Annotated in this window: 19 protein-coding genes and 1 pseudogene; 13 read left to right on the plus strand and 7 right to left on the minus strand. The window is 68.8% G+C overall.

From position 1 onward, the window contains the following. Window positions 1-4: 4 nt before the first annotated feature. From K1X59_RS00455 to K1X59_RS00475, 5 genes are read right to left on the minus strand one after another with little or no spacing between them, the layout of a single operon-like run. The gene (locus K1X59_RS00455) at window positions 5-1,039 is read right to left on the minus strand and encodes a VWA domain-containing protein (RefSeq protein WP_183151447.1); all 1,035 of its coding nucleotides are present in this window, start codon (window positions 1,037-1,039) and stop codon (window positions 5-7) included. Continuing rightward, window positions 1,036-2,022 (minus strand): VWA domain-containing protein, encoded by a 987-nt coding sequence (locus K1X59_RS00460; protein WP_244632281.1) that lies wholly within the window; start codon window positions 2,020-2,022, stop codon window positions 1,036-1,038. Before K1X59_RS00460 ends, K1X59_RS00455 begins: the two co-directional genes overlap by 4 nt. Then, complete coding sequence (locus K1X59_RS00465; protein WP_183151448.1) at window positions 2,013-2,504, minus strand: hypothetical protein; 492 nt, start codon at window positions 2,502-2,504, stop codon at window positions 2,013-2,015. The genes K1X59_RS00460 and K1X59_RS00465 overlap by 10 nt, the downstream gene beginning before the upstream one ends. After that, complete coding sequence (locus K1X59_RS00470; RefSeq protein ID WP_183151449.1) at window positions 2,491-3,378, minus strand: DUF58 domain-containing protein; 888 nt, start codon at window positions 3,376-3,378, stop codon at window positions 2,491-2,493. Before K1X59_RS00470 ends, K1X59_RS00465 begins: the two co-directional genes overlap by 14 nt. 7 nt (window positions 3,379-3,385) lie before the next feature. After that, window positions 3,386-4,351, minus strand: a complete 966-nt coding sequence (locus K1X59_RS00475) for a MoxR family ATPase (RefSeq protein WP_183151450.1) — start codon at window positions 4,349-4,351, stop codon at window positions 3,386-3,388. 473 nt (window positions 4,352-4,824) lie between these two features. Between K1X59_RS00475 and K1X59_RS00480 the strand changes: the two genes are divergently transcribed. Then, the gene (locus K1X59_RS00480; RefSeq protein WP_258566984.1) at window positions 4,825-6,249 is read left to right on the plus strand and encodes an NAD(P)-binding domain-containing protein; all 1,425 of its coding nucleotides are present in this window, start codon (window positions 4,825-4,827) and stop codon (window positions 6,247-6,249) included. 6 nt (window positions 6,250-6,255) lie between these two features. Here the strand turns inward: K1X59_RS00480 and K1X59_RS00485 are convergent, their stop codons facing one another. Then, entirely contained in the window at window positions 6,256-6,996 is a 741-nt protein-coding gene (locus K1X59_RS00485; RefSeq protein WP_183151451.1) for a Pr6Pr family membrane protein, read from the minus strand. Between the two features lie 104 nt (window positions 6,997-7,100). On the opposite strand from K1X59_RS00485, the gene K1X59_RS00490 reads away from it, so the two are divergent. Then, window positions 7,101-9,263: an adenylate/guanylate cyclase domain-containing protein gene (locus K1X59_RS00490; RefSeq protein WP_183151452.1), complete on the plus strand. Its 2,163-nt coding sequence runs from the start codon at window positions 7,101-7,103 to the stop codon at window positions 9,261-9,263. A 2-nt stretch (window positions 9,264-9,265) separates the two neighbouring features. Beyond that, on the plus strand, window positions 9,266-10,690 hold the full coding sequence (locus tag K1X59_RS00495) for a mechanosensitive ion channel domain-containing protein (RefSeq protein ID WP_183151453.1): 1,425 nt from the start codon (window positions 9,266-9,268) through the stop codon (window positions 10,688-10,690). A 30-nt stretch (window positions 10,691-10,720) separates the two neighbouring features. Here K1X59_RS00495 and K1X59_RS00500 read toward each other — a convergent pair whose 3' ends face one another. After that, on the minus strand, window positions 10,721-11,581 hold the full coding sequence (locus tag K1X59_RS00500) for a DMT family transporter (RefSeq protein ID WP_258566985.1): 861 nt from the start codon (window positions 11,579-11,581) through the stop codon (window positions 10,721-10,723). A 237-nt stretch (window positions 11,582-11,818) separates the two neighbouring features. On the opposite strand from K1X59_RS00500, the gene K1X59_RS00505 reads away from it, so the two are divergent. The 10 genes and pseudogenes from K1X59_RS00505 (at window position 11,819) to K1X59_RS00550 (ending at window position 22,403) form a co-directional block, all read left to right on the plus strand. Further along, window positions 11,819-13,093, plus strand: coding sequence for a hypothetical protein (locus K1X59_RS00505; RefSeq protein WP_183151454.1), 1,275 nt, complete (start codon window positions 11,819-11,821; stop codon window positions 13,091-13,093). Window positions 13,094-13,449: 356 nt separating this feature from the next. Beyond that, complete coding sequence (locus K1X59_RS00510) at window positions 13,450-14,739, plus strand: adenylosuccinate synthase (protein WP_220173821.1); 1,290 nt, start codon at window positions 13,450-13,452, stop codon at window positions 14,737-14,739. A gap of 11 nt (window positions 14,740-14,750) precedes the next feature. Next, complete coding sequence (locus K1X59_RS00515) at window positions 14,751-15,860, plus strand: beta-propeller fold lactonase family protein (protein ID WP_220173822.1); 1,110 nt, start codon at window positions 14,751-14,753, stop codon at window positions 15,858-15,860. A 57-nt stretch (window positions 15,861-15,917) separates the two neighbouring features. After that, window positions 15,918-17,313 (plus strand): annotated as a pseudogene (locus K1X59_RS00520) (MFS transporter). 87 nt (window positions 17,314-17,400) lie between these two features. Next, window positions 17,401-17,982 carry a biotin transporter BioY gene (locus K1X59_RS00525; protein ID WP_183151458.1) on the plus strand — a complete coding sequence of 194 codons (582 nt, stop codon included), beginning with the start codon at window positions 17,401-17,403 and terminating at the stop codon, window positions 17,980-17,982. Window positions 17,983-18,190: 208 nt separating this feature from the next. Then, window positions 18,191-19,627 carry an NAD(P)/FAD-dependent oxidoreductase gene (locus K1X59_RS00530; RefSeq protein ID WP_220173823.1) on the plus strand — a complete coding sequence of 479 codons (1,437 nt, stop codon included), beginning with the start codon at window positions 18,191-18,193 and terminating at the stop codon, window positions 19,625-19,627. A 138-nt stretch (window positions 19,628-19,765) separates the two neighbouring features. Then, window positions 19,766-20,068, plus strand: a complete 303-nt coding sequence (locus K1X59_RS00535; protein WP_183151459.1) for a DUF427 domain-containing protein — start codon at window positions 19,766-19,768, stop codon at window positions 20,066-20,068. A gap of 60 nt (window positions 20,069-20,128) precedes the next feature. Next, on the plus strand, window positions 20,129-21,001 hold the full coding sequence (locus tag K1X59_RS00540) for an ABC transporter ATP-binding protein (RefSeq protein WP_220173824.1): 873 nt from the start codon (window positions 20,129-20,131) through the stop codon (window positions 20,999-21,001). After that, on the plus strand, window positions 20,998-21,681 hold the full coding sequence (locus K1X59_RS00545) for an ABC transporter permease (RefSeq protein ID WP_183151460.1): 684 nt from the start codon (window positions 20,998-21,000) through the stop codon (window positions 21,679-21,681). The genes K1X59_RS00540 and K1X59_RS00545 overlap by 4 nt, the downstream gene beginning before the upstream one ends. Next, the gene (locus K1X59_RS00550) at window positions 21,678-22,403 is read left to right on the plus strand and encodes an ABC transporter permease (protein ID WP_183151461.1); all 726 of its coding nucleotides are present in this window, start codon (window positions 21,678-21,680) and stop codon (window positions 22,401-22,403) included. The genes K1X59_RS00545 and K1X59_RS00550 overlap by 4 nt, the downstream gene beginning before the upstream one ends. Window positions 22,404-22,448 lie beyond the last annotated feature (45 nt).

The following is a 22,448-nucleotide window of genomic DNA, read 5'->3' on the forward strand; positions in this document are numbered from 1 at the left end:
GCGATCACCGTCCCGGATGGCGCGGAGCGCGGAGCCCGCGGAGTTGGACGATCAGCACCGTGGCGCGGGCCACCTCGACGCCGAGGATGAGCAGGGCGACCAGTGCCGCGATCCAGTAGAGCTCCGTGACGTTGCCGACCTCGCCCGACTCCGCGTAGTTCGTCGTGGTCGATGGTGCCTCGGGAAGCACGGGTGCGGCATCGGCCGTCCGATGCTGATAGTCCACGCCGAGCTGCTCGCCGATCGCTTCGAGGTTCGTCTCGTCGATCACCGAGAGCGCATCGGAACCCTCGTACTGGATGTAGTCGGCACCGTCGTCGGAGAGTCCGCCGGTGGTGATGCGCATCGGTCCACCCTCGACGGTGCCGTACCCGAAGACGGCGCCGGCGTCGGTGTACTCCGCGCTCGCACTGAACGACTCCGGCTCCGACTCGACCGTCTGCTCGCCGTCGCCGAAGTAGAACACCATCCGGGAGCGGTCGGGCGACGAGGACGCCGCCGACGCGAGTGTCTCCGACAGCAGGGGCGCCGCGACGCCGATCGAGCTGCCACGGGACTGGCTGGTGACCTCGGGGCGCAGCACGTCGAGCGAACCCATCAGCGCGGTGGTGTCGGTCGTCAACGGCATCCGCAGTTCGGCTGCGGCATCCGAGGTGATGAGCGCGAAGCGCGCGCCCGGGTACTCCTCGACCAGCGCGCGCACGTCCTCGCGGATGCCGTCGAGGCGGGGCTCGTCGTCGGCCCAGTCCTCGGCGACGATGCTCGCGGTCGTGTCGACGACGAGCACGATGTCGGTGTCGGTGGCGAGCGTCTGCGTCGCGCCCCCGGGGATGCCCGGTCGCAGCAGCATCGTGGCGCAGGCGAGCACCAGCACCAGACGCATCACCCACAGCGCACGGTGCCCGGCACGGGTGCGCGAGTCGGACACCGTGATTCCGGTCGATGCCGACGGTCGCACGATGATCCAGATCACGAGCGCGGCGACCGGTAGGCACAGCAGCGCGATGAGCAACGGGTTGAGGACCGGCTGGAAGATCACAGTCGCACCCTCCACAGCACCACGACGAACGCCAGGACGCCCACCGACAGCAGCGCGATCCAGAGGTTCGGCGTGTCCGTCCAGACCACCTGCGCCTCCCCGCGCAGCGCGGTAGCCTCCTGCTCCTGCACCTGGGCGACGATGTCGGAGACCGTCGTCGTGTCGCGCAGCCCGAACGCGGCACCGCCGGTCGCCTCGGCGGCGGCGGCGAGCTCGGCGCTGACATCCGCATCCTTGCCCTGCACCGGATTCAGCGCGAAGACGCGCACGTCCTTCGCCGCCGCGTACGCAGCCGCCTCCTCGAGAGTCACGATCGAGGCGCCGTTGACCTCGTTGTCCGTGGCGAAGATGACCGATCGCGAGCGCTCGTCGTCGGGGCGATCGAAGCCCATCGTGCAGGCGGCGAGTCCATCGCCGATCAGGGAGGCACCGTCTCCGTTCAGAGTGCCCACCCAATGCTCCGGGACCTGATCGACGTAGTCGAAGCTCTGCGTCATGCTCGCCAGGTGCTCGCGGATGAAGTCGTAGTCGTCGGTGAGGGGGAAGATCTGCACCGGGGAGCTGTTGAAGATCGTCAAACCGATCCGCTCGCCTTCGAAACCGTCGAGCAGCTCGTCGAAGACCGTGAGCACCTCGACGTCCACCTCGGTCATGGAGCCGGACACGTCGAGGCACAGCATGATGTCCCGGCTCGTGTTGACCGGGTGGATGGTCTGCGCAGACATCGGGCGGGCGGCGACGACACCGGCCACGATCGTGGTCACCGCGCCGAGCGCCAGGATGCCGGAGAGGGCGAGTGCCCGCCGTGCCAGCGCGCGGCGGAAGGTCGGCAGTGCGCGCAGCCGCTCGGCTCTGGCGATGCGGGCCGTGTCGCCACCGCGCGCGCGGCCGCTGCGGCGGAGTCCGACGACGACGCCGACCGCGAGGGCGACCAGGACCACGGCGACTGCGGCGATCAGCATCCACGCGTTCGCTAGTGCCATGTGCGCACCACCGTTCGCGCCGCCTCGGCCCCGGCGACGGGGTCGATCGAGGGACCGGGGCGGAAGATGCTGGGGTAGTAGTGCCTGCTCAACGCGTCGATCAGGGCAGGGTGCACGCCCCGTGCCACGAGGTCGTCGAGCGTGAGCACCGGAGCCTCCAAGCCACTGTACTCGTTCACGAAGGTGCGGACGACCTTGCTCAGCTCGAGGTTCGCCTGTCGTGCGGGCAGTCGGCGCTCGCGGTATTCGGTCTCGATCTGTTCGATGCGTGCGAAGTACTCGGTGCGCAGCTGCGACAGCACATCGACGATCAGCGGCGCGTGCTCGACGGCCGGGTCCGCGACGGTCAGGGTGCGCCGTGGCCGGGTGAGCACCATCAGCAGCCAGGCTCCGAGCACCAGGAGGATGAGGATGCCGATGGCGAGCAGCATCCATCCCCATCCGTACTGCGCCGGGGGGTAGAGCTCGTCAGAGCCGGGCATTCGACCTCCGATTCAGCAGCTGCAGCAGCTGCGCGACGGCGTCTTCCTGCCCGTCGAGGGAGGAGTGGCTGATCTCCATCCGGGTGAGGAGTTCGGCGAGATGGGCGGCGTCGGCTTCGCGCTGCGCTGTCAGCTCCCGCACGATCTCGCGGTCGCCCTGCACGAAGCCCGGCACCTGCCACCGACTGTCCACGTCGGCGCGGAGGCGACCTGTCGCGTGGTCCAGCACCGGATCGGCGTCGCGCAGGGTGAGCCACAGCACATCGTGCTGCACGCACAGACGGCGCAGCATCCGTTCGGTCTCGCTCGTGACCGGTGCCTCATCGGTGATCACGACCACGATCATGCGGCGCGAGATCGTGCGCGTCACGAACGACAGCAGAGCGTCACGGTCACTCGGCGCCGCACTCTGGTCGATGGCGCGGTCGATCGTGCGCAGCGTGTGTTCGAGCGCTCCTTCGCTACGGCCGGGCGCGAGACGCCGCACTTTCGCGGCATCGCCGTACACCGTGGTGAAGTCGTCGCCGTGGCGCAGGGTGAGCACGCCGAGCACGCCGGCCGCGAGGATCGCCAGCTCCTTCTTCGAACGCTCGTCCGCCGCGAGGGCCGACATCGAGCGGCCGGTGTCGACCACGAACATCACGGTGTGCATGCGGGTCGCCCGCGAGCGCTTGACCAGCGGAGTGCCGAGTCGGGCGGTCGCGCGCCAGTCGATGTCGCGCACCTGATCGCCGTACTCGTACTTGCGCAGATCCTCGAAGTCGAGGCTCCTGCCGTGCAGCAGCGACGCGTAGGCGCCGTCGAGCGCATGCAGCGACTTGCGCGACGAGTGGATGAAGAGCTTGCTCTTCACCTGGGTGATCAGGCTGGCCATGGACGCGTCAGGGCGTGGGGACCGACGCGAAGATCTGGTCGATGATCTCCTCGCTGCGGATGCCCTCGGCATCGGCCTCGAACGTGAGCAGCACGCGGTGGCGCAGCACGAGGTGACGGAGTTCGCGGATGTCTTCCGGGAGCACGTGTGCGCGCCCCTTGAGCAGTGCCAGCGCCCGCGAAGCCTGCAGGAAGGCGATGCTCGCACGGGGGCTCGCGCCGTACTTGATGAAACGCGCCCGCTCCTCGCCGATGTACGGCGCGGGGTTCCTGGTGACATAGGCGATCGACACGATGTAGTTGCGGATCGCGGGGTCGACGTAGATACGGCTCGCGACGTCCTGGAGCAGGTGCACGTCGTCGAGGCTCACCGCGCTGGCGACATGCCTGTCAGGATCCAGCACGCCGGAGTCGATGCGGCTGAGCACCTCGAGCTCTTCGGCGGGGCTCGGGTACTCGACGATCTCCTTCAGCAGGAAACGGTCCATCTGCGCCTCGGGGAGTTCGTACGTGCCCTCCTGCTCGATGGGGTTCTGCGTCGCGATCACGAGGAAGGGCTTCGGCAGGTGATGGATCTCGCCGCCGATCGTGGTCTGGTGCTCCTGCATCGCCTCGAGCATGGCGCTCTGGGTCTTCGCGCTCGAGCGGTTGATCTCATCGAGGAGCACGAAATTCGCGTGCACAGGGCCGAGCACCGTGCGGAAGCTGCCGGTCGCGGCGTCGTAGATCTGGTTTCCCGTGATGTCGCTCGGGAGCAGGTCGGGTGTGCACTGGATGCGCTTGAACTGCGCCTTCACGGTGTCGGCGAGGGTGCTGGCCGCCGTGGTCTTGGCCAGGCCGGGGACGCTCTCGAGCAGGATGTGACCGCCGGCGATGAGCGAGACGAGCAGGCTGGTGCGCAGCCGCTCCTGGCCGACCATCTTCGCGGAGTATGAGGAGGAGATGATCCGCAGGACCTCGGTCGCCCTGGCCATCTCGGCATCCGTGGGTGCGCCGGGGCGGGTACCGGTGCGGCGGCGGCCACTGGCGCGGAGCTGGGGGCGGGCGGGGGCGGGGGCGCGGAGATCGTCGGCGGATTCTGCACGTCGGGCTCGTTCATCGTTTTTCGCGTCTCCCTCGTTCGTGCGCGGGGACTGCCCCGCGCACCCCTCCGCCGACCAGCGTAATCGCAACGCCTGGAGGCCGCCCACGGCCCGCGTTCCGCCCGTCCCTTGGCACGTTTGCACGATCCGGGAACGGATGCGCGACCCAACACCCACGACGCGTCGTGCATCCGGGGATCGATCGTGCAGGCGGGACGGGCCCCGGGGGTGACCGCCGACACTGATAACGTCGAAGAGCAGCCGCGTTCGGGCAGGTCGAGCATTCCGCTCCCGCCGGGACTGAACTGTTCCTCGTTCGGATGCGGCCGCGCCCGATACATGACTGAAGAGTATGAGGACGATACGTGACGAGTAGAGAACGAGTAGCGATCATCGGCGCCGGCCCCTCGGGGATGGCCCAACTGCGGGCCTTCGAGTCCGCGGCCCGCACGGGGGCGGAGATCCCCGACCTGGTCTGCTTCGAGAAGCAGGCCGACTGGGGCGGACAGTGGAACTTCACCTGGCGCACCGGACTCGACGAATTCGGCGAACCGGTGCATTCCAGCATGTACCGCAACCTGTGGTCGAACGGCCCGAAAGAGGCACTGGAGTTCGCCGACTACAGCTTCGACGAGCACTTCGGCCGCCCCATCTCCTCCTACCCCCCGCGTCCGGTGCTGTGGGACTACATCGCCGGGCGGCTGGAGAAGACCGACGTGCGGGCTCTGATCCGCTTCCAGACCGTGGTGCGCTGGGTCGAGTTCGACGCCGACCGCCAGGTGTTCACGCTCACCAGCGAGCACCTTCCGACGGGCGAGTCGACCACCGACGAGTTCGACCGTGTGATCATCGCGAGCGGACACTTCTCGTTCCCGCACATGCCGGACTTCGCCGGCATCGAGACCTTCCCCGGCTACATCAGCCATGCCCACGACTTCCGCGGCGCCGAGGCGTTCGCCGACAAGGACGTGCTCGTGATCGGCGCCAGCTATTCGGCCGAGGACATCGGCAGCCAGGCTTTCAAGATGGGGGCCCGCTCGGTCACCGCGAGTTTCCGCTCGGCGCCGATGGGCTACGACTGGCCCGATGGCATCGAGGAGCGCCCGGTCGTCGAGCGTTTCGAGGGGAGCGTCGCCTTCTTCGCCGACGGCAGCTCGAAGCACGTGGATGCGGTGATCATGTGCACCGGATACCTGCACAAGTACCCGTTCCTTCCCGACGACCTGGCGCTCTCGTCACCGAACAACGTGTACCCCGACGGCCTGTACCGCGGTGTGGTCTGGCAGGGCAATCCGCGCCTGACCTACCTCGGCGCGCAGGATCAGTGGTTCACGTTCAACATGTTCGACGTGCAGGCCTGGTTCGTGCGCGATCTGATCCTCGGCCGCATCGCGATGCCCGACGAGCAGGAGCGCGCAGCATCCATCGTCGAGTGGCGTGCACGCTTCGCGCAGATCGACTCGGCCGCGGCGGAGATCCGCTTCCAGGCCGACTACATCCGTGATCTGCTGCAGCTGACGGACTATCCCGAGTTCGACATCGACCGTGTCGTCGAGATCTTCCTCGCGTGGAAGCGCGACAAGAAGGACGACATCATGGGGTACCGCGACCGCGTGTACGAATCGGTCATGACGGGGACCATCGCGGTCGTGCACCACACGCCGTGGCTCGAGGAGCTCGACGACTCCCTCGAACGCTACCTCGACGTGGATCCGGATGCCGTCGAGGCGGAGCGCATCATCGCCGGGCAGCGTCGCGACGACGACCGCGAGGCGCTCGCCGCCGTCTGACCGCCGTCAGCGTGCCTCGCCCCTCCGCTCGCTCGCGGGCTCGAGGGGCGAGGTCGGCGCGGACTCCACGGCTCCCCGGCGACGGCCGACCCAGACCACGAAGGCCGCCGTCGCGACGATGATCGCTGCGATGAGAAGCACCCAGAGGGCGACGCCCCCGTAGCCGCCGTTCAGGCGCGGGTCCAGGAACGGGTAGGGGTACCACCAGGTGTTGCCGGTCGACGGGGCGATCACGAGGTTCGCCCGGATCAGCGTGTACACGACCCACACGATCGGGAAGACGGCCGTGATCGCGACGGCGCTCCACCCGAGCGCGCGGCGGCGGGGAGCGAACAGCAGGTCGGCGAGCATGATGATCGGGATCACGACGTGCAGCACCTCGTTCGACCAGCCCACCGTCGACCCCTGGGGCAGCTCGATGCCGCGCAGCAGGGTGTTGTAGACGATGCCCGTGACGATCATGTACGTGCTGGCGCAGACGAGGAGGAGCGCCAACCATCGTGGTTCCGCCGTCGTGCCGCGGTGTGTGAGCGTCCAGATGCCGCCGATGGCGAGGGCCACCGCTGCCAGCACGTTCGACTCGATCGTGAAGAAGCTGAAGAAGTTCGCCACGACCGTCGGCAGGTGGCCTGCCCACTCCGTCTCCGCGACGAGGGCGATCTCCAGGGTCCTGACCAGCTGCGCGACGATGGCCGCGACGGCGAGGACGGATGCTGCGAGTCGTGCATAGGGCCACCAGGTCGTCATTTCGCCTCCGACGCACACTGTAGCGTCACGCCGCCATAGACCGCGGCACCGGTATATCGCTATCGTCGGTCCCAGCACGCAGGACGCGCATGGCGGAGGGGCAGATGAGCGACAGCGGAACAGAGCAGATCAGCGCGCACACGACGAAGAGGAGGAGCTGGCGGGGCCGGGCGGGTCTCAGCATCCAGTCGAAGCTCCTGATCATGCTGCTGGCGGTGAGCCTCGTCTCGTCGGTGATCGTCGGCGCCATCGGGTTCATCAACGGACGGCAGTCGCTGCACGACTCGGCGGTGGACCAGCTCATCACCATCCGCTCTATGCGCGCAGCCGAGATCACGACGGCGATCGAGAGCGTGCGACGCGACGCCTCGCTCAACAGCCGCAACCTCAGCGCGCAGAGCATGTCGGCGGCCGTGAACGCGGGCTTCGCCGACCTCGCCGACGTGGAGCTCGACGAGAGCCGACGCGCCGAGCTGGCGGCGTACTACAAGGACGTGTTCATCCCCGAACTCGAGCAGCGCTCCGGCGAGGAATACGGCGACACGGCCTTCATCCCCGAATCGACAGCCGGGCAATATGTGCAGCGGCAGTTCGTGACGGGCAACGAGGACTTCGACGCCGACTACGACGCACAGCTCGCGCTCACCGACAGCGGAGACGGCACGACCTACTCCGTGGCGACCGAGCGCTACGGCGACTACTTCACGCGTCTGGTGCAGGAAGCCGGGTATGAAGACGCCCTGCTGCTCAACACCGACGGCGACGTCACCTACTCGGCGTACAAGGGCGTCGAGCTCGGGACCAACCTCCTCACGGGTCCGTATCGCGATTCCGCGCTCGCGAAGGCCTACACCGAGGCGATGGCGACCAACTCCGTCAACACCGTCGTCCTCACGGACTTCGACCGCTGGATCCCCTCGCTGAACGTGCCGGGAATGTGGGTCGTGTCCCCTGTCGGCAACGACCGCGGCATCACCGGGGCCATGGCGTTCCAGATCTCCATCGACACGATCAACGACGTGATGACGGGCGACGAGGGCTGGAAGGCTCAGGGCCTCGGCGACACGGGTGAGGTGTACCTCGTCGGCCGAGACGACCTGATGCGCAGCACGGCCCGCCGCCTCGTGGAAGACCCCGACGACTACGTGAAGCGGCTCATCAGCGGCGGCATGGCGCCGACGATCGTCGACCGGATCGCGGCCATCAAGGGAACCGTGCTGCTGCAGCCCGTGACGACCAAGGCGGTCGAGGAGGCGCAGGCCGGACGCAGCGGCACCGTCGTCGGCAGGGACTTCATCGGCGGAGAGAGCGTCACCGCCTATGCGCCGCTCGAGATCGAAGGCCTCGACTGGGTCGTGATCGCGCGCATCGACACCGCCGAGGCATTCGAGCCCGTCAACGTCTTCACCCGCAACGTGCTGCTGTCGCTGCTGGGCATCCTGCTCGGCGTCTCCCTGCTCTCGCTCCTGCTCGCACAGGTGTTCACGCGTCCGATCCACCGCCTCGTCGGCGCTGTGCACCGGGTGGCCGAGGGTGACCTCGACGTGCAGGTGCCGCAGGGTTCTCGCGACGAGTTCGGCGACCTCGGCAGCGCGTTCAACGACATGGCCTCGAGTCTGCGGATCAAGCAGGACCTGATCGAGGAGCAGCAACGTGAGAACGAGAAGCTGCTGCACACCCTGATGCCCGAGAGCGTCGCGACGAAGTACAAGCAGGGCGATGAGGCCATCACCGAGGCGCATGAGAACGTGTCGGTCGTCTTCGCCGAGCTGGTCGGCTTCGACGACCTCGCGCGGGAGATGGGTGCGGAGCAGGAGATCAGCCTCCTGAACACCCTGATGCGCGGGTTCGACGAGGCGGCCGAGAAAGCCGGCGTGGAGAAGGTGCGCACCCTGCGCGGTGGGTACCTCGCCTCGTCGGGCCTGGTCGTGCCGAGGGTCGACAACATCCGTCGCGCGGTCGACTTCGCCCGCAACCTTCTCGGCGTCCTCGAGCGCTTCAACGCCCAGCACGGCACGCAGATCTCGCTCCGCGCGGGCGTCGACACCGGAACGGTCACGAGCGGACTCGTCGCGCGGACCAGCCTCGCCTACGACCTCTGGGGCGATGCCGTGAACCTCGCCTACCGGGTGCGCTCGGTCACCGGTGAGCCAGGAATCTACGTCAGTCAGACCGTGCGCGACCGCACCCAGGAACTCGTCACGTATGTCGAGGCGGGGACGGTGGAGACCCAGGGCAGGACCGAGACCGTGTGGAAGGTGGTCTGATCATGGGCGACGTGTTCGCGGGCGGATGGGGGTGGTGGATCATCGGCCTCGCGGTCGGCGTCCCGGCCCTCCTCGTCGTGCTCACCGAGCTGATCGGGGCGCTGACCCGGCGGGGCAACCCGGTCGCGAAGCCGCTGCGGATGCTGCGCAACTGGGTGATCCCGGTGGGGGCCCTGTTCGCGCTCCTGGTGTTCGCGATCCAGTCGCCCGCGGATCAGGTGTGGACACGCGTCGTGGCCACGGTGTTCGGGTTCCTGGTGATCCTGCTCGTGCTCTCCGCCTTCAACGTCGCGCTGTTCGCCAACGCGAAGCCGGGTTCGTGGCGAGAGCGCATCCCCTCGATCTTCGTGGAGATCGGACGGCTCGTCCTGGTGGGCGTCGGTCTCGCACTGTTGTTCTCGTGGGTGTGGGACGCCGACGTCGGCGGGCTCTTCACGGCGCTCGGCGTCGGGTCGATCGTGATCGGCCTCGCTCTGCAGAACGCGGTGGGCGGGGTGATCTCGGGTCTGCTGCTGTTGTTCGAGCAACCGTTCAAGATCGGCGACTGGCTCGATGCCGCCGGAGTGAAGGGCCGTGTCGTCGAGGTGAACTGGCGCGCTGTGCACATCGACACCGGGGCGGGCATCCAGATCGTGCCGAACTCCTCGCTGTCCGGGGCCTCGTTCACGAACTTGAGCGAACCCGAGGGGCCGTACTCCGCTGAGACAGCCGTGAAGTTCTCGACCGACGACCCGCCGCACGAGGTCATCGCGCTCCTGATCGAGGTGGCGGACTCGCTCCCGATGCGGCTGCAACGCGAACGGGCGAGTGTCGACTACTCGGGCGCAGGCGCGTACGCGGTGTCGATACCGGTGGCGGGTCCGGCAGACGCATCGCGCGCGCTCTCGATGTATCTCTCGTGGCTCTGGTACGCCGCGCGCCGCCGCGGCTTCGCACTCGACGGCGACTCCACCGACCCGCTGGCCGAGCCGCAGCGGCTGGTCGAGGCCATGCACGAGATCGCGCCGACACTGCACCTGCGCGAAGAGGACTTCGAGGAGATCCTCCCGGCGGCGAGACTGGAACGGTACGGCGTCGGCGAGATCGTGCTGCCCAGCGGCGTGGTGCCCGACGAGGTACGTGTGGTGCTGTCCGGTCGCGCGGTGCTCGCGCTCGACGTCCATGACGGACGGGTCGACTTCGCGAGTGCGGAGAAGGGCGATCTCATCGGGCAGACCGCCCTCACCCGGGAGCGCACGCAGGCGGTGACCGTGGCCGGCGAGATCCTCACCGTGGTGGTGCTGCCGCTGGCCACGATCGACACCTTGATCCGCACGCGCCCTCGACTGGCCGCCGAGATCGGGGAGTCGCTCGAGCTCAAGCGCACGTTGGCCGCGAGCAGGCTCGCCGAACTCGGCATCGCGCGGGGCATCATCACCGGACGTTGAGCTGTAGCTCAGGCGCGTCGGGCCGTGGGGTCAGGTTCGGCGCCCCCAGCGCAGCCGGGTGATGAGCACACCGAGCAGACAGAGCGCGCCGCCCAGGAACATCAGCGGGGTCGGCACCTCGCCGAGGATCGCCCACGACATCAGGATCGCGATTGCGGGGACGACGTACGTGGTCGCCGAGGTCTGCCCCGCGGTGCTGCGCTGCAAGACGTAGGCCCAGGTCGTGAAGGCGATCGCAGTCGGGAAGATGCCGAGGTAGACGACCCACAGCGTCGCATCCAGCGGTGCCGTCTGCAGCGCGCCTATGAGGTTGCCGATCCAGGGCAGCAGGGCGACGGTGCCGACACCCGCACCCAGCCAGGTGAGAGTGGTCGGGTCGACGCCCGAGGTGAGAAGCCGCTTCTGCACGAGCGTGCATCCGGCGTACATGACGGCGGCGAGGAGCGCGAGCAGCAGGCCGGTGATGTCGGGTCCGGCGCTCGTGGAGGAGTTCATGCCGATCAGCACGACACCCAGGAAGGCGATGGGCGCACCGATCACGAGCGGCTTCGGGAAGCCCTCGCGCAGGAACAGCCCGCTGAAGACCACGACCATGAGCGGGGCGAGGTTCACGACCATGGCCGCGGTGCCGGCGTCGAGCGTGAGCTCCGCGCTGTTCAGGGCGAGGTTGTAGACGCAGAACCAGCCGACGCCCCAGACCGCGATGAGCAGCCAGTGGCGGCGTTCCGGAATGCGGATGCCGTGGCGCACGGCGATGATCGTCAGCACGACTGTGCCGACGGCCATGCGCAGCAGTGCCAGAGCGCCGGGGTCGTAGTGCGGGCCGGCGCCGCGGATGCCGATGAACGCGGAGGCCCACAGCACCACCGTGACCAGGGCGGCGACGAGCACGAGCGCCCCCTGCCTTTGGGCGCGCCGGTGCTGGTGGAGTCGGTGGTGCTCGTGCGGATCCCGGGATCGCCGGATGCGGCTTCTGCCATCCTTCGATCCTGACAGGGGCCGCGGACATCGGGCGAGCCGCCGACCCGACACACGTCGCTCGTTTTCGGACACCATGCTCAGGGGCCGGCGGTCGTGTCGGTTCCGTCGGGCAGGATGAGGACAGACGATTCGGAGGGGGAGTGGTCGATGTCGTATGACCTCGAGGTGTACGGAAAGGTCTCGCTGACGGCGAGGGAACTGGCGAAGGTCGTCTCGTCGGTGCGGGGCCTCAAGGCCACGGTGGATCGCAGGTCGCAGACGATCTCGTCGATCATGCACAAGCGGGGCCGCGCGATCGCGTTCGAACTCGACGGCCCCGATCAGCTGGAGCCGGAGGATATTCCGGAGGGATGGACCGAGGTCGCGGATGCGACGGTGCTGTACAGCATCCATGTGCCGTACGACGTGCAGTCGGGTGCCGGAGGGTTCTCCTTCAGCGTCGACGGTCCGAACCTGGCGGCGGCGACGGCGTTCGCGGCCCGGCTGGCGGAGCGCGTCGACGGTACGGTGATCGACCCTCAGGACGACGAACCGCCCGCGCCGGAGCCAGAGCCCGACCCCGCGCCGGAACCCGAGCCGGAGCGGCCCCGCTTCCTGCATCTGCGCTGGTTCCGTCTGCTCGATGACGTGAACGACAAGGATCTCGCCGAGATCTACCTCCGCACCGCTCGTGAGTTCTTCCCACCGGGAGTGCCGTCGAGATTCGGCACGTACGAACCGTTCCAGGGGCGGTTCCCCCGCGACGATGACGCGAAGTTCGATGCGATGTACCGCGACGACTGCTTCATCGGCGACCTCATCCTCGCGGGCAAGCCGATCGAGCATGGCACCATCGACGGTTGGACGAACGACCTGCGCCAGCGAACGCAGTCGGTCAGGCTGAAGTTCGAGTTCGATCGGCTCGTGAAGCTCAAAGCGCTGGACGCCATCGAACCGTTCTTCGTCGCGCTCGCGGAGCGGACCGGCTCCTTCTTCGCTTTCGCCGAGGTGAACACGAGCCGATACGCCACGGCTCAGCGCTTCATGGCGGTCAAGCGCGACGACCCGTGGAGCGGATTGCCGACCGAGCCGCAGTGGCTGACCTGGTTCGGCCCGGAGTACGCCGAGCTCGTCGCCCCGCATCTCGACCCCACACGTATGGCGGCCACCTCACTGGGGACTCTGCATCGCTGGACGAAGCACCCGGCGGAGGTGGATGAGCTGCGCGCGCTGAGCGGAGACCCCTGGATCCCCGCCGCCTTCCGGGGAGTGATCGACCCCACCACCGACGAGCGTTGCGGAAAGGCAGCCGAGGTCATGCCGGAGTCTCTGCGCTATCCCGCTCCCGGATCGCCGCAGGCCCTGCGTATCGAGGCGCACTATGCGCGGATGCGGGAGATCGAGGCGAACGCGCGGAAGCGCGCCGCCGAGGGGCATCGATGACGCTCGACGGAGGTGCTGGTCGACGACCCGCTCGACCTCGAAGCGTTCCTGCGCACCTGCACTCCGCCGGTGAATCCTGGTCCGAGGGCGTAGACAGCCCCGAGATCTACGCCCAGGCGCCGATTCCATTCCATGTGCTGCTGAACGTCGGTGATGCGCATCCGGAGGGCATCGACCGCTTCGTTCGCGCCGCCGCCGAGGCGCGCACGGACGTTGCTCTGCGCGACGGATGGAATGGGCGATGACGACCCCGGATGCCCGAAAAGTGTGCGCGACCAGCTTCGATAGGATGGGACCGCCCGAAGAGGGCCAGCTCATCGGCCGGTGCGAACCCGGCGAAAGCCAGGGGGTTACCCATGCCAGGAATCGTTATCGTCGGCGTGCAGTGGGGCGACGAAGGAAAGGGCAAGGCCACCGATCTTCTCGGTGAGCGCACCGACTGGGTGGTGAAGTTCAACGGCGGCAACAACGCCGGACACACCGTGGTCGTCGGCGACGAGAAGTATGCGCTGCACCTGCTGCCCTCCGGCATCCTCTCCCCGGGCGTGACGCCCGTGATCGGCAACGGTGTCGTGGTCGACCTCGAGGTCCTCTTCTTCGAGCTCGAGGCGCTCGCGGCGCGGGGGATCGACATCTCGCGGCTCAAGGTGAGCGCCAACGCCCACATCATCACGCAGTACCACCGCACGCTCGACAAGGTCACCGAGCGCTTCCTCGGCAAGCGCATGATCGGCACCACCGGTCGCGGCATCGGCCCGGCATACGCCGACAAGATCAACCGCGTCGGCATCCGCGTGCAGGACCTGTTCGACGAGAACATCCTGCGCCAGAAGGTCGAGGGCGCCCTCGACCAGAAGAACCACCTGCTGGTGAAGATCTTCAACCGCCGCGCGATCACGGCGGACGAGGTCGTCGAAGACCTGCTGTCGTACGCCGAGCGGCTGCGGCCGATGGTCGCCGACACGGGGTACCTGATCGCCCAGGCGCTGGATCGCGGCGAGGTCGTGGTGTTCGAGGGCGGCCAGGCCACGATGCTCGACATCGACCACGGCACCTACCCCTTCGTGACCTCCTCCTCGTCGGCGACCGCCGGCGGGGCATCGACGGGCGCCGGCGTCGGTCCTGGCGCGCTGGACCGCATCGTCGGCATCGTCAAGGCGTACACGACGCGCGTCGGCTCCGGTCCGTTCCCGACCGAGCTCTTCGACGAGCAGGGCGAGTGGCTTCGCAAGCAGGGCTTCGAGTTCGGCACCACGACCGGCCGTCCGCGCCGGGTGGGCTGGTACGACGCGCCCATCACGCGCTACGCCACACGCATCAACGGCATCACCGACCTCGTGCTCACGAAGCTCGACATCCTCACGGGCCTCGAGCAGATCCCGGTGTGCGTCGCCTACGACGTCGACGGTGAGCGGTTCGACGAGGTGCCCGTCAACCAGACCGACTTCCACCACGCGAAGCCGATCCTGGAGTACTTCCCCGGCTGGAGCGAAGACATCTCGGTGGCGCGCACCTTCGAAGATCTGCCGCAGAACGCGCAGGACTACGTGCTGGCGCTCGAGAAGATGAGCAACACGCGCATCTCGGTGATCGGCGTCGGGCCAGAGCGCGACCAGGTCATCGTCCGTCACGACCTGCTCGACTGACGCGGCATTCCATGACGCGATTCTGGCTCGGCGGCTACGGCCCCGGCATGGACGGCTCGGCCGACGGCATCGGTCTGCTCGCGGGAGATGAGGGCCGCGAGGCCACGACGCTCGCCTACCGTGGCGCGGCTGTCGAGGCGCCGTCGCCGTCGTGGTTGGCTCCGCATCCGTCCCTCGACATCGTCTACGCGGCCCTCGAGGGCGACGCGGCCGTGCAGGCGTTCGTCCGCACGGGGGAGTCGATGCTCGCACCGCTGGGTGCCCCGGTCCCGGTCGGTCAGTTCGTCTGCCACATCGCGGTCGCCCCGAACGGCTCCGCCCTCGTGGCCAGCTGCTACGGAGACGGCCGTGTCGTGCGGTTCGACCTCGACGCAGAGGGCCGCATCCTGCCCGCGAAGCCGGATGCGGCGGCGGCCCTCCGTGCGGCACTGTTCGGTGACGACGTGGACCCCGACGCCCCTGCGCCGACTCCTCCGGGAGACGGCATCGCCGCGATCGACCCGTATGCGGCGGGTGGCGAACGGGCCTCGCACGCGCACGCCGCGGTGTTCCTGCGCGATGGACGCATCGCCACGACCGACCTCGGGTTCGACCTCGTGCGCTTCTGGCGTCAGGGCGGCAGCGGGCTCGTGCTCGACCACGAGGTCGTGCTCCCCCTCGGCACCGGGCCGCGCCACATGGTGCTGCACCCCAGCGGCCACCTGCACGTGGTCACCGAGTACTCGTGCGAGGTGTTCACCCTCGCCGAGGCAGCGGATCGCACCTGGAGTGTCGTGTCGTCCACCCTGTCGAGCCCGATCGCCCAGGTCGGCACCGACTTCCCCGCCGAGCTCGCCCGCACACGCGACGGACAGTTCCTCTACACGGCCCTGCGCGGCAGCAACACGATCGCGGCACTGCGCGTGCGCGACGGCGGGGAGGCCCTGGAATCCGTGGCGCTCGCCGACTCCGGTGTGGACTGGCCGCGTCACCACCTGGTGCACGAGGGCAAGATGCTCGTCGCGGGGCAGCGCTCCGACACGATCACGCTGCTCGACCTCGATGAACGCACCGGCGCGCCCCTCGGCATCCGTCACGAGGCGCAGGTCCCGACGCCGACCCACTTCCTGCCCGTGCGCTGAGCGCAGCCCGAAACAGCGCTTGACCTCAACCTCACTTGAGGTTCTAGCGTCGTCTTCATGACTTCGGAGACCGAGCAGGTGTCGACGCCGGGTGCGGCCTCGCCGCGCATCACGAGCAGCGACTACCTCTGGATCACCATCGGCGCATGCGCCCTCGTGTTCCTCGGGGCATTCGAGTCCCTGGCCGTCACCACGGTGATGCCGACCGTGAGCGCCGACCTCGGCGGCGAGCGGCTCTACGCTCTGGCATTCGCCGGACCTCTGGCGACCGGCGTGATCGGCATGGTGATCGCGGGGAACTGGGCCGACCGCCGAGGACCTGTCGCGCCGCTGTACACCGCGGTCGCCCTGTTCATCGTCGGTCTGCTCATCGCCGGTCTCGCGCCGAACATGGAGGTCCTGGTGGCCGGACGGTTCGCTCAGGGCCTCGGCAGCGGCGGACTCATGGTGGCGCTGTACGTCGTTGTCGCCCGTGTCTACCCGCAGGAGCTCCACCCGGCGATCTTCGCGGGCTTCGCTGCGGCCTGGGTCATCCCTTCGCTGATCGGTCCGACGGTCGCGGGAGCCGTGACCGAGCTTTGGAGCTGGCACTGGGTGTTCCTCGGCGTGGTCATCCTCGTGCTCGTCGCGTTGCTGATGGTGATCCCCGCGCTCCGCGGCCTCGCGAACGACGGTGACGCGACGACGCCGTGGGCGTTCGGCCGACTCGGGTGGTCGGTGCTGGCGGCGGTCGCCGTGCTCGGATTGAACCTGGTCGGCGACATCCCGGGTGTCGGTCCGGTGCTCGCCCTCCTCGCCATCGTGGTCGCGCTGATCGCCGTGCGGCCCTTGGTCCCGCGAGGGACGTTCCGTGCGCGTCGGGGTCTTCCCTCCGTGATCCTGGTCCGCGGCGTGACGGCGGCCGCGTTCTTCGGGGCGCAGGTCTACCTGCCGTACCTGCTCACCGACCGCTATGAACTCGCCGACGCTCGCGGGCCTCGCCCTCACCGGTGGCGCGCTCGCCTGGTCGGCCGCCGCGACCATCCAGGGGCGGATGGGTGCTCGGCTCTCCAGCGTGACGGCGGTGCAGGTGGGCACGGTCCTGGTGCTGGTCGGCATCGTGCTCACGGTCGCGACCGCAGGTTTCGGCTGGGGCGCCGTGATGGCGGCTGCGGCGTGGGTGGTCGCGGGGGCGGGAATGGGGCTGATGAGTCCGCGCACGAGCGCGCTCACGCTCGCACTGTCTCCTGCGGAGGATCAGGGGTTCAACAGCGGTGCCATGACCGTCGCCGACTCGTTCGGCAGCGCGTTGGCCCTCGCGGTCACCGGGACGCTGTTCACCGCGCTTGCCGCCGCCGATCCGTTCCTCGGTGTGTTCGCCCTGGCGGCCGTCGTCGCCCTCGCCGCCGCCGTCCTCGCGCCCCGTGTCCGTGTCGCGGCGTCCGGCTTCGAAGAAACCCGCGGGCGCGACTGACAGCGACGCCGTGATTTGCGCTGGACTCACCGCATCCGTACTCTGATGAACGATGTTCAGGTGAACACCGTTCAGGAAGGATGGGCGATGACCGACTCCCCCCGTGACACCAGCGCTACTCTCGGCCGGGTGGCCGTGTTCGCCGCCCTCATCATCGTGCTCGGCACGGTCGTGGTCCCGCTTCCGGGCGGGGTGCCGATCACGGGGCAGACACTCGGTGTCATGCTCGCCGGCCTCGTGCTCGGGCCGCGCGTCGCACCGTGGTCGATCGCCGTCGTGCTGGCGCTCGCCGCGGTCGGACTCCCCGTCCTGGCCGGTGGCCGCGGCGGCCTGGGCGTCTTCGTCGGACCGACCGTTGGCTACATGATCGGCTGGATCGTCGGCGTCGTGGTGATCGGACTCATCCTGCGTACCGGGCGCTTCACCTGGTGGCGTGCCGCCGTGGCCGCCCTCGTCGGCGGGGTGCTCGTCGTGTACGCGTTCGGCATCCCGGTGCAGGCGCTCGTCACCGGCGTCCCGCTCGACCTCACCGCGCTGTCGAGCCTGGCCTTCCTCCCCGGAGACCTGATCAAGGTGACCGCCGCCACCCTCGTCGTCGTCGCCCTGCGTCGCGCCTACCCGCGCGCCTTCGCCGACAGCCGTCCGGTGCGGCAACCCGTCGCCGCCTGACGCGCTCGCCACGCCGTTCGCTCCGCTCCGGTCCGACAAGTGAACCCGCCGACCCCGTCTGTCCCATCGGCACCATCGGCCCGGCACCCGGTCGCTCCGACGCGCACGCCACGCCGACGGGAACAACTCACCCGTGACTCGGTGTTGCTCTTGAGCGAGACTGGGCGACGGAGCCCGGCGACGGTTCCGGCGACGAGAGGTGCGACGCATGACTGCTGCGGACAAGACCGACGAATACGACCTGATCGTGTTGGGCGGAGGACCCGTCGGCGAGAACGTCGCCGACCGCGCCGTGCAGGGCGGACTCACCGCGATCATCGTGGAGAGCGAGCTCGTCGGCGGTGAGTGCTCCTATTGGGCGTGCATGCCGTCGAAGGCGCTGCTCCGCTCCGCGCAGGCGCTCCGTGCCGCGCAGCACGTCGGCGGGGCGTCGCAGGCGGTGACCGGGAAGCTCGACGTGCGCGCCGTCTTCGACCGCCGTGATTCGTTCACCAGCAACTGGTCCGACGACGGACAGGTGAAGTGGCTCGACTCGGCCGGCATCGACCTCGCCCGCGGGCACGGCCGGCTCACGGGCGAGCGCGAGGTGACCGTGACGGATGCCGACGGCGCAGAGCGCGTGCTGCGCGCGCGTCACGCGGTCGCCGTCAGCACCGGATCGGATGCCGTCATCCCGCCGATCGACGGTCTGCGCGAAGCCGCGCCATGGACGAGCCGCGAGGCGACCAGCGCAGAGGAGCTGCCGGAGAGTCTCGCCGTGATCGGCGGCGGCGTGGTCGCGGTCGAGATGGCGACCGCGTATGCAGCCCTGGGTTCGCACGTGACCGTGATCGCACGCAGCGGCCTGCTCGGCGGCATGGAGCGGTTCGCGGGCGAGCGCGTGGCCGCAGGACTGAAGGAGCTCGGCGTCGACGTGCGCACGGGTACCGGCACGACGGCCGTCCGCCGCGGAGACGACGGCGTCACGATCACGCTCGACGACGGCGCGGAGATCACGGCCGCCGAGGTGCTCGCCGCGACCGGCCGCTCCCCGCGCAGCGGCGACATCGGCCTGGAGATCGCGGGACTCGAGCCCGGGCGATGGATCGAGGTGGACGACACGCTCCGGGTGCCCGGCTCCGACTGGCTGTATGCGGTCGGCGACGTCAACGGGCGCGTGCTGCTCACGCACCAGGGCAAGTACCAGGCCCGCGCCGCCGGCGACGTGATCGTCGCGCGCGCGAACGGCGACGACGTCGATGACGCTCCGTGGGGGCGCCATGTCGCGACCGCCGATGCCTCCGCCGTCCCGCAGGTCACGTTCTCGATCCCCGAGGTGGCCTCGGTCGGTCTCACCGCGGCCGCGGCGCGCGAGGCGGGCAAGACCGTGAAGGTCGTCGACTACGACCTGGGCTGGGTGGCCGGCGCCAGTCTGTACGAAGACGGATTCGAAGGTCAGGCGCGGCTCGTGATCGACACCGACCGCGACGTCGTGGTCGGCGCGACGTTCGTCGGTCCCGAGGTGGCGGAGCTCGTGCACGCCGCGACCACCGCGATCGTGGGGGAGGTCCCCATCGCCCGTCTCTGGCACGCGGTGCCGTCGTACCCGACCGTGAGCGAGGTCTGGCTGAGGCTCCTCGAGGGCTACGGTCGCGACTCCGCCTGAGCCGGCGGGCAATCCGTTTTCGGGACCAGGCCGAACAGATCCCGGATTGTTTCTCATATTGACGGCCCGCGCGCAACCCGCCAGCCCGATGTCGCCGCCGTCTTATACGCTCGAACCCACATCCGAGGAGGCAGGACCATGAAGGCTGTACTCGCAGGAACCGTCATCGCCGAGGCCGACGAGAGCGATCTCGCCCGCATCGAGGGGAACTGGTACTTCCCACCCGCATCCGTCACCCCCGGCGTGCTCGTGGAGAGCCCCACCCCGTACACCTGCCCGTGGAAGGGCGCCGCTCAGTACTACTCGGTGCAGACCGAGGGCGAGCTCCACACCGACTACGCCTGGTCGTATCCGCACCCGTATCCCTCGGCTTTCGACCGCGTGGGCAAGGACTTCTCGGGGTACGTGGCCTTCGACCCGCGCGTCGAGGTCGGCCCGTAGTCATCTGAAGAGCCAAGCTTCGCCCGCCCTCGCATCGATCGACCGACTGGAGAACAGCCCATGATCGAGTTCCGCAACGTCACGAAGCGGTTCCCCGGCGGCGCGCTCGCCGTCGACGACTTCAGCCTGGTGCTGCCGTCCCGCAAGACCACCGTCTTCGTCGGTTCGTCCGGCTGCGGCAAGACCACCCTGCTGCGGATGATCAACCGCATGGTCGAGCCGACCTCCGGCGACGTCGAGATCGACGGCGAGAGCGTGCTGCACGGCGACCCGGTGACCTTGCGTCGGCGTATCGGCTACGTGATGCAGAACTCCGGGCTCATGCCGCACTTCACGGTCATCGACAACGTGGCGACCGTGCTGCGGCTCACCGGTGTGAAGAGGGCCGCGGCGCACAAGCGTGCGCGGGAACTGCTCGACACGGTCGGCCTCGACCAGGCGCTCGCCGAGCGCTACCCGAGCCAACTCTCCGGAGGTCAGCAGCAGCGCGTGGGCGTGGCCCGCGGGCTCGCCGCCGACCCGAACATCCTGCTCATGGACGAGCCTTTCGGCGCGGTGGACCCCATCGTCCGGGCCGACCTGCAGCAGGAGACCATCCGACTCCAGCACGAGCTCGACAAGACGGTCGTGTTCGTCACGCACGACATCGACGAGGCCTTCCTGCTCGGCGACCAGGTCGTCATCCTCGACAAGGGCGCGCGCATCGTGCAGGTGGGGAGCCCGAGCGAGATCATCGAGAACCCGGCAGACGACTTCGTGGCCGCGTTCATCGGCGCCGACCGCGGCAAGCGGGCGCTGCACCTCAAGCAGACGCCACGAGGAACCGTGGTGGTCGACTCCGAGGGCCGCACGCAGGGTTCGATCATCGACGTGCCGGATGCCGTGACCGACGCGCTCCTGAGCGAGGAGAGCGCGACGAAGGGCGCTCCGTGAACTGGGTCGTCGACAATCTCGGCCTCATCTTCGAGCTGACCGCGATCCACCTGCAGCAGAGCGCGATCGCGATCGTGCTCGGCTTCGTGTTGTCCCTGCCGCTCGGATGGCTCGCCTGGCGCTACCAGCTGGTGAAAGGCCCCGTCATCGTCCTCACCGGGCTGCTCTACACGATCCCCTCGCTCGCGCTGCTGATCCTCCTGCCGTCTGTCGCGGGCTATCCGGCTCGCAGCCCCATCAACCTCATCATCGGGCTGACGATCTATGCGATCGCGATCCTGGTGCGCGCGGTCTCCGACGGCCTGGACTCGGTCGACCCCGCGATCAGACAGTCCGCCACCGCGATGGGGTACGGCGGATTCCGGAGGTTCTGGACGGTCGACTTCCCGCTCGCCGGCCCCGTGGTCCTCGCGGGGCTCCGTGTGGCTGCCGTCAGCACGATCTCGCTCGCCACCGTCGGCATCCTGGTGGGCGTCACCAACCTCGGCTACCTGTTCGAGAACGGCCTGCAGCGCCGCATCCTCGCCGAGGTGTTCGCCGGTGTCGTCGCGGTCGTCGTGATCGCACTGGTGATCGACCTGCTGCTCCTGCTGCTGGGTCGCGCACTGATGCCGTGGACGCGCGCGACGAAGACTCCGTCGGCCGCTCGTCGCGCTGTGAGCATGGGGGCGGCCGCATGAACGTGTTCGCCGACGCCCTCGCCTGGCTCTTCTCCCCCGACCGGTGGGAGGGGACCTACGCGCTGCCGATCCTGTTCGGCCAGCACATGTACTACACGCTGATCTCGGTGCTGATCGCCGCGGTCATCGCCGTTCCGATCGGTTGGCTCATCGGCCACACCGGGCGCGGGCGCGAGGTCGCCGTCGCGATCTCCGGTGCGGCGCGCGCGATTCCGTCGTTCGGACTCCTGGTGCTTCTGGTGCTGCTGCTCGGCGTGCTCCGCATCCCCGAAGCCGCGATCATCACCTTCGTCCTGCTCGCGATCCCCTCGCTCCTCGCCGGCGCCTACACCGGCTTCGAGGCCATCGATCGGCGCGTGCTCGACTCGGCGCGATCCATGGGGATGACCGAATGGCAGGTGTTCTGGAAGGTCGAGGTGCCGCTCGGTCTGCCGCTGCTCGTCGGTGGTATCCGATCCGCTCTCCTCCAGGTGATCGCCACGGTCACGATCGCCGCATGGGTCAACCTCGGCGGACTCGGCCAGCCGATCATCCAGGGCATCCCCTTGCGCAAGTTCGATCAGGTGCTGGGCGGAGCGATCCTCGTCGCCGTCCTCGCGCTGGCCGTCGACCTGATCTTCGCGCTTCTCCAGCACGCTGCCGTCCCCGCCGGTGTGCGCGCCGCACCGCGCAAGCGTCGATCGCGCACCGCCATCAAGGCCACGGCCGCGGCCCCCGCCTGACACCGACTCACAGCATCCATACCGTTGTCCCAGAGAAGAGGAAGT

This window comes from Microbacterium sp. Se5.02b (assembly GCF_019464375.1).
Taxonomy (GTDB): Bacteria; Actinomycetota; Actinomycetes; order Actinomycetales; family Microbacteriaceae; genus Microbacterium.

Bases quoted from the DNA above. Each gene is read 5' to 3' on its own strand.
- K1X59_RS00460 (WP_244632281.1), bottom strand. From the start codon at position 2,022: ATGGCACTAGCGAACGCGTGGATGCTGATCGCCGCAGTCGCCGTGGTC.
- K1X59_RS00465 (WP_183151448.1), bottom strand. From the start codon at position 2,504: ATGCCCGGCTCTGACGAGCTCTACCCCCCGGCGCAGTACGGATGGGGA.
- K1X59_RS00470 (WP_183151449.1), bottom strand. From the start codon at position 3,378: ATGGCCAGCCTGATCACCCAGGTGAAGAGCAAGCTCTTCATCCACTCG.
- K1X59_RS00475 (WP_183151450.1), bottom strand. From the start codon at position 4,351: ATGGCCAGGGCGACCGAGGTCCTGCGGATCATCTCCTCCTCATACTCC.
- K1X59_RS00485 (WP_183151451.1), bottom strand. From the start codon at position 6,996: ATGACGACCTGGTGGCCCTATGCACGACTCGCAGCATCCGTCCTCGCC.
- K1X59_RS00490 (WP_183151452.1), top strand. From the start codon at position 7,101: ATGAGCGACAGCGGAACAGAGCAGATCAGCGCGCACACGACGAAGAGG.
- K1X59_RS00495 (WP_183151453.1), top strand. From the start codon at position 9,266: ATGGGCGACGTGTTCGCGGGCGGATGGGGGTGGTGGATCATCGGCCTC.
- K1X59_RS00505 (WP_183151454.1), top strand. From the start codon at position 11,819: ATGTCGTATGACCTCGAGGTGTACGGAAAGGTCTCGCTGACGGCGAGG.
- K1X59_RS00510 (WP_220173821.1), top strand. From the start codon at position 13,450: ATGCCAGGAATCGTTATCGTCGGCGTGCAGTGGGGCGACGAAGGAAAG.
- K1X59_RS00515 (WP_220173822.1), top strand. From the start codon at position 14,751: ATGACGCGATTCTGGCTCGGCGGCTACGGCCCCGGCATGGACGGCTCG.
- K1X59_RS00525 (WP_183151458.1), top strand. From the start codon at position 17,401: ATGACCGACTCCCCCCGTGACACCAGCGCTACTCTCGGCCGGGTGGCC.
- K1X59_RS00530 (WP_220173823.1), top strand. From the start codon at position 18,191: ATGACTGCTGCGGACAAGACCGACGAATACGACCTGATCGTGTTGGGC.
- K1X59_RS00535 (WP_183151459.1), top strand. From the start codon at position 19,766: ATGAAGGCTGTACTCGCAGGAACCGTCATCGCCGAGGCCGACGAGAGC.
- K1X59_RS00540 (WP_220173824.1), top strand. From the start codon at position 20,129: ATGATCGAGTTCCGCAACGTCACGAAGCGGTTCCCCGGCGGCGCGCTC.
- K1X59_RS00550 (WP_183151461.1), top strand. From the start codon at position 21,678: ATGAACGTGTTCGCCGACGCCCTCGCCTGGCTCTTCTCCCCCGACCGG.